Below are 6,415 nucleotides of genomic sequence, written 5' to 3'. Positions count from 1 at the left end.
CAACAATTATACCAAATAGAGGGGGTCATTGTTTTTTGTGCTAAAAACAGCTACAATCCTTGCAATAGCAGGGTTTTAAATAAATAAAACAAAGATAGTGTTAACACTATCCTTTTTATAAGGAGGATTATTATATGAAATTATTTATTGATACAGCTAATGTAGAAGATATACGTGAAGCTAGTGACATGGGTGTTATTTGTGGTGTTACTACTAATCCATCTTTAATTGCAAAAGAAGGAAGAGACTTTAATGAAGTTATAAAAGAAATAGCTTCTATTGTAGACGGACCTATAAGTGGAGAAGTTATTTCTTTAGATTCAAAAGGTATGATAAAAGAAGGAAGAGAAATAGCAAAAATCCATAAAAATATGATTGTTAAAATTCCAATGACGCAGGATGGTCTAAAGGCCGTAAAAGTACTTTCAAAAGAAGGAATAAAAACTAATGTAACATTAATATTTAGTGCAGGGCAAGCTTTACTTGCTGCAAGAGCAGGTGCATCTTATGTAAGTCCATTCATCGGAAGACTTGATGATATAAATGCTAATGCTATGGATTTAATAAGAACTATTGTAACAATATTTAAAGTACATGCAATAGATACTGAAATAATTGCAGCTAGCATAAGAAACCCAATGCATGTTACAGATGTTGCAGTTGCAGGTGCACATATTGCTACGGTACCACTTAAAATTATTAAACAAATGATAAAACATCCATTAACAGATGCTGGAATAGAAAAATTTTCTAATGATTGGAAAGAAACTTTCGGTAAATAATAATGAAAGCATTACAAAAGGGTAACGAATTGTGTTGCTCTTTTTTTTTTGATATATATTTGGTGTTATGAAAAAAATACTATAAATATATTTAATATTAATATTATTATATTAAATTTAAGAGTAGTGGGAAAGAGTATAAGGTATATAAGAAGTAGAGTCAGCGTGTTTAACCTTATGCAAGCCTAAAATTTCACTTGATAAATTATTAACACTATGTTATTGTTTTAACATAGTTAAATTTGGGTATTAAGAAGAATATTAATGACATTTTAATGAATAGATTTTTAATGATGGGTAGTAAATATATTTTACTCCCGTTTTAAGACGACTAAATTTGATATTTATGATCAACATTCTAAACCTAGGAGAAGTGATTTATTTGAGAGCGTTTGATAATGATATACAACTTATAAAATATGAGGTAATAAAAGAAGTAGTTAAACTTTCTATTAAAGGAACTCTTAAAAAAGAAGGTAAAAATCTATTTAAGGTTCTTGTTCCAGGACCTAAAGCAAAAACACGTTGTTGTATTCATAAGGAAAGAGCCATTGTTGGGGATCGAATTAAGCTTGCAATGGGTGGAGATAAAACGAATGAAAATGTTATTGAAGTAATAAGTTCTGCTTGTGATGCATGTCCGATCCAACGATTTACTGTCACTGAAGGTTGCAGAGGTTGTATAACACATAAATGTACTCAAGCATGTCCTGTGGGGGCAATCCAAATTATAAATAGAAGATCTTACATTGATCCAAATAAATGTATTGAATGCGGTAAATGCAAGACAGCTTGTCCATACAATGCGATTTCTGATGTTATGAGACCTTGTCGTAGAGCTTGTAATGCTGGAGCCTTAAGTTTTGATGAAGATAAAAAAGCAGTAATTGATAATGAGAAATGTATTCAATGTGGGGCTTGTGTTTATCAATGTCCTTTTGGTGCAATTATGGATAAATCCTCAGTAGTAGATGTTGTCAATTTATTACAAGAACCAAAAGAAAACATACATGTATATGCTGTAGTTGCACCTGCAATAGCTAGCCAATTTACTTATGTTAAACTTGGACAAGTAGTTTCAGGTATAAAACAAATGGGATTTCATGATGTTATAGAAGTAGCTCTTGGTGCTGATATGGTAGTGCAAAATGAAACAAAAGAATTTATAGAGACTATAGAGGAACTTAAAACAATGACAAGTTCTTGTTGCCCAGCTTTTGTTTCATATATTAAGAAGCATTATCCTGAGCTCGGAAAACATGTTTCAAGCACAGTTTCACCGATGATAGCAGTTTGTAGACTTATTAAAAATGCAGATCCCTTATCTAAAATTGTGTTTATTGGACCTTGTACAGCTAAAAAAATGGAAATAAAGCAAGCTGATATAAAAGGAATTACTGACTATGTATTGACTTTTGAAGAGCTTGAGGCAATGCTCGATGCATATGAAATAGACCTTGAGGAATGCGAAGAACTTCCATTAAATAATGCATCTTATTACGGAAGAATTTTTGCTAGATCAGGTGGTCTCACAGAAGCAGTAAAACATTTAGTTGATACTTCAAATACAACATCAGAATTTAAACCTATAAGCTGTGATGGACTTATTGAGTGTGATAAAGCATTGAAGTTATTAAAATTCAATAGATCCAATGGTAATTTTATAGAAGGAATGGCTTGCTTAGGTGGATGTATAGGTGGCGCAACAGCGCTTCATCATACTCCAAAAGATAAAAATGAAGTAAATAAATATGGGAAACTAGCAATGGAAAAAAATGTTATTGAAACAATTAAAGTAATAAAAGTTGAGAAAGTTGATATGCATCGTGGTAAAGACTTCATGACTAAATAATATTTAACGACATTTCAGAAGGAAAGTCTCCTATTTCTATAAGTGTGAGTTACATACCATAATAAATATAAAACTTTAGGTAGATTATAAAACTCCTTCTGAAGTCGTTAATATTGCAGCTCCGCAGGAGATGATTTAATGTATAAAGGGATATGGAACTTTTCTTTAAAGAGAGGTTCCATATTTTTTTTATAAAATCTTGACATTAATTATTATATACAATAGCATTGTATATAATAGTTATAAATAAAATTGTTGTAATGGGAATAATATTGAGTATAGGAGTGTTTTTATGGAATCGATAATCTATTGTTTTAGTGGTACAGGTAATTCTTTAAAGGTTGCAAAGGATATATCGGCAGGACTTAAAGATACAGAAATTATACAAATATGTGAAAAAAATATGAATATTAATAATACAACATCAAATAAAATTGGATTTATTTTTCCTGTATACGCTTCTGGAATTCCACTTTTAGTTAAACAGTTTATTGAAAAAATTAGTATTACAAAGGATTCATATGTTTATACTGTTGTAACTTTTGGAGCAGCAGCCGGGGCATCTATAAAACAATTAGAAGAGCTGTTAACTGACAAGGGTATTAAACTTAGTGCTGCATTTAAAATCAAAATGCCAGGAAATTATCAAGTAATATACGCACCTTACTCTAAAGCAAAACAGAAAAAGTGTTTTGACAATGAAAAAGAAAAAATCAGTGAAATTGTTAAAAGTTTAAATAATAATGAGATAGTTGGATTTAGTGGACTAGGGGAAAGCTTAAGGAGAACAGTTGGTGGCATGATTTACAGTAGTTTTAGCCCGTATGAAAAAGATAAAGATTTTTGGACAGACAAGAAATGTAATGGTTGCGGTACATGCTCAAAGGTATGTCCTACAAATAACATAGAAATGATTGAGGGCAAACCACAATGGCAACATAAATGCGAGCAATGCCTTGCTTGTATGCAGTGGTGCCCACAAAAATCAATTCAATATAAAAAAGTAACAAGAAAAAGAGGTCGTTATCATCACCCCGATGTAGATGTTACAGAGTTATTTCACTAACATATAATAAAATTTAATTCATATAATAAGCGTGAGGTCTCTTAAATAGAAATTTTACGCTTATTTTTTTCGTATGTAATAAAATAATAAGTTTAATAGAAATTAAGTTGACAATAAAAACATTTAAATATACAATGAAGTTGAGTAAAATTAAATTGAATAAAACCAAAATAATTAATCTGAAGGGAAGTAGACAATATGAATTTTTATGATTTTTCAGCAAAAGAAATGGATGGACAAGATATAAAGATGGAGGAATATAGGGGTAAGGTTGTTCTAGTTGTAAACACTGCAAGTAAGTGTGGATTAACACCTCAGTTTGAAGGTCTTGAAAAATTATATAACGAATATAAGCAGCAAGGTTTTGAAATTTTAGGATTCCCTTGCAATCAGTTTGCAAAGCAAGATTCTGGTAGTAATGAAGAGATACAGCAGTTTTGTTTATTAAATTATGGGGTTAGTTTTACTATGTTTGAAAAAATAAATGTAAATGGGCAAAATGCACATCCATTGTATAAATATTTAAAAAATGAAGAAAAAGGATTCTTAGGTAAGGAAATAAAATGGAATTTTACTAAGTTTTTAATAAATAAAGAAGGGGAAGTAATTAAGAGATATGCGCCAACAGTGCTTCCGTTAAATATAAAAACTGATATCGAAAAATTATTAAAATAATAAAGATATATTAAAAAAACGAGTCTGTATAAATTCAGACTCGTTTTTTTAACAGTAACAATAGTTTAAGTATTTATTACAAAAACATTGACTTTGTATCTATATGGTGCTAAGGTAATAGTATTATAACAATACAAAGTGATTAGATTAGCATAGTCATAAAATAATAATAAAATAATATAGAAAGGAAAAATGATTATGAGAAATTTAGATATAAAAAATAAGGATGGATTAACTGAAAAGGAATTTTTGGATAGCTATGTGCCAGGGAATTATGATAGACCATCTAATACAGTGGATATGTTACTTTTTACAATAGATGATATACCTGTAGAGGGAAAAGATCCTGATAAAGCGCTTAAATTACTTTTGGTAAGGAGAGATGACCACCCATATATTGGATGTTATGGAATTCCAGGTGGGTTCGTTAATATTGATGAAGGATTAAGTACTGCTTGTTACAGGGAACTAAAAGAAGAAACTAATATTGATAGTGTGTATTTTGAACAGTTAAAAACTTTTGGGGATCTAGTAGATAGGGACCCAAGGATGAGGGTTATTTCGATAGCTTACTTGGCACTTGCTGATAAAACAAATATTAAGGCAGTAGCAGGTGATGATGCTACTTATGCTCAATGGTTTACGGTAAAGAAAGATTTTATTTCATCAGATAATTCTGGAATAGAGAGAGTTGATGTTTATAATATAACACTTATTTCTGATGATGGTGAGGTTAAAATAGGTTATGTTGTTTCTGAAAGATTTGTTAAAAATGGCATTATTACAATTAAAGTACCTTCTTATGAGCCACTTAAGTGGAGTAAAGATGAACTTGCTTTCGATCATATTGACGAAGTGTATTATGCGTTAGATAGATTGAAAAATAAGATAGAATATACCTCAATTGCGTTTTCGCTGCTTCCAAAATATTTTACGTTAAGAGAAGCTCAAAAAATATATGAGGCTATTCTTAATTTAGAAAAACCTTTATCAAGAGCTAATTTTAGGCGCAAGATTAAGAGGATGGTTGTAGAAACTAGCAAAGAAAAAACAACAGCTGGAAGACCTGCAACCTGTTATATGTTTAATGAAAACTGGGAACATAATTTTTTAGACTAATAGGTTAATTATCACCTTAGGTGATATATAATTTAAAATACTAAATAATAAAAGAGAGGAAATGATATGTATGATAAATTTACTAATAAATAAAATATTTGATATGCAAAATGAAATAAAGGGAAATGTAGTTAATCTAAATGACCTTCCAAAAGAAAAAACAGCTTTGATAGTTATGGATATGGTAAATGGTTTTGTCCATGCTGGAATAATGTCTTCACCAAGAGTTGAAACTATTATAGATAATGTTGTAGCTATTAATGAGCGCACATATGGATATAAGAAGGTATTTTTTTTGGAGCAACATGATGAAAATTCTACTGAGTTTAAAATCTATGGAAGACATTGCTTAAAAAATAGTACAGAGGCAGAGCTTATCTCTTCATTGAATTGTGGAGCTACTCTTCATAGTAATACTACAATAATACATAAGAATAGTACTAATGGATTCCATGTGCCAGAATTTAAAAAATGGCTAAATAAAAATGAAGCACAAATTGAAAATTATATTATAGAAGGCTGTTCGACGGATATATGTGTTAAGCATTTTGCAGAGACATTAAAAACATATTTTAATGAAAAAAACATTGATAGAAGAATCATTATACCAATAGATTCAGTAGAAACCTTTGACATTGGAACTCATGATGGTGACTTAATGAAAGTTATATCACTTTGGGAAATGAAGTCCAATGGCATAGAGGTAGTTGATACTATATTATAATCATATAAAAAATATTCTACCAAATAAGGTTATGAATTAGTTCCTTTTGCCTAAAGGAACTAATTTTATATTATGGCACATTCATATGTCAATCATTTTTGAAAATGTCCCAAATTAAGTGAAACATTAGCACCAACGAATTGTTGGTGCTTTACTTTGTTTGAATTATAATTTTGGGTAAGTTTAATACACCTACT

6 protein-coding genes are annotated in these 6,415 nt (G+C 29.9%); all 6 read left to right on the top strand.

All coding sequences use genetic code 11. From position 1 onward, the window contains the following. The first annotated feature begins 134 nt into the window (after positions 1 to 134). The 6 genes from fsa to KPL37_RS18870 all read left to right on the top strand — a co-directional run bounded on the left by fsa (position 135) and on the right by KPL37_RS18870 (position 6,218). Positions 135 to 782 (top strand): fructose-6-phosphate aldolase, encoded by a 648-nt coding sequence (gene fsa, locus KPL37_RS18895; RefSeq protein WP_216151620.1) that lies wholly within the window; start codon positions 135 to 137, stop codon positions 780 to 782. Between the two features lie 382 nt (positions 783 to 1,164). After that, positions 1,165 to 2,634 (top strand): 4Fe-4S dicluster domain-containing protein, encoded by a 1,470-nt coding sequence (locus KPL37_RS18890; RefSeq protein ID WP_246578381.1) that lies wholly within the window; start codon positions 1,165 to 1,167, stop codon positions 2,632 to 2,634. A 292-nt stretch (positions 2,635 to 2,926) separates the two neighbouring features. Next, the gene (locus KPL37_RS18885; RefSeq protein WP_216151619.1) at positions 2,927 to 3,700 is read left to right on the top strand and encodes an EFR1 family ferrodoxin; all 774 of its coding nucleotides are present in this window, start codon (positions 2,927 to 2,929) and stop codon (positions 3,698 to 3,700) included. Between the two features lie 198 nt (positions 3,701 to 3,898). Next, positions 3,899 to 4,375, top strand: coding sequence for a glutathione peroxidase (locus KPL37_RS18880; RefSeq protein WP_216151618.1), 477 nt, complete (start codon positions 3,899 to 3,901; stop codon positions 4,373 to 4,375). Between the two features lie 198 nt (positions 4,376 to 4,573). Beyond that, positions 4,574 to 5,494 (top strand): NUDIX hydrolase, encoded by a 921-nt coding sequence (locus tag KPL37_RS18875; RefSeq protein ID WP_216151617.1) that lies wholly within the window; start codon positions 4,574 to 4,576, stop codon positions 5,492 to 5,494. A gap of 70 nt (positions 5,495 to 5,564) precedes the next feature. Then, on the top strand, positions 5,565 to 6,218 hold the full coding sequence (locus tag KPL37_RS18870) for a cysteine hydrolase family protein (protein ID WP_216151616.1): 654 nt from the start codon (positions 5,565 to 5,567) through the stop codon (positions 6,216 to 6,218). Positions 6,219 to 6,415 lie beyond the last annotated feature (197 nt).

Source organism: Clostridium frigoris, assembly GCF_018861865.1.
GTDB lineage: Bacteria > Bacillota > Clostridia > Clostridiales > Clostridiaceae > Clostridium_AD > Clostridium_AD frigoris.
Note: the sequence above shows the minus strand (reverse complement) of the source record. Positions and strands in the feature narration are given on the sequence as shown.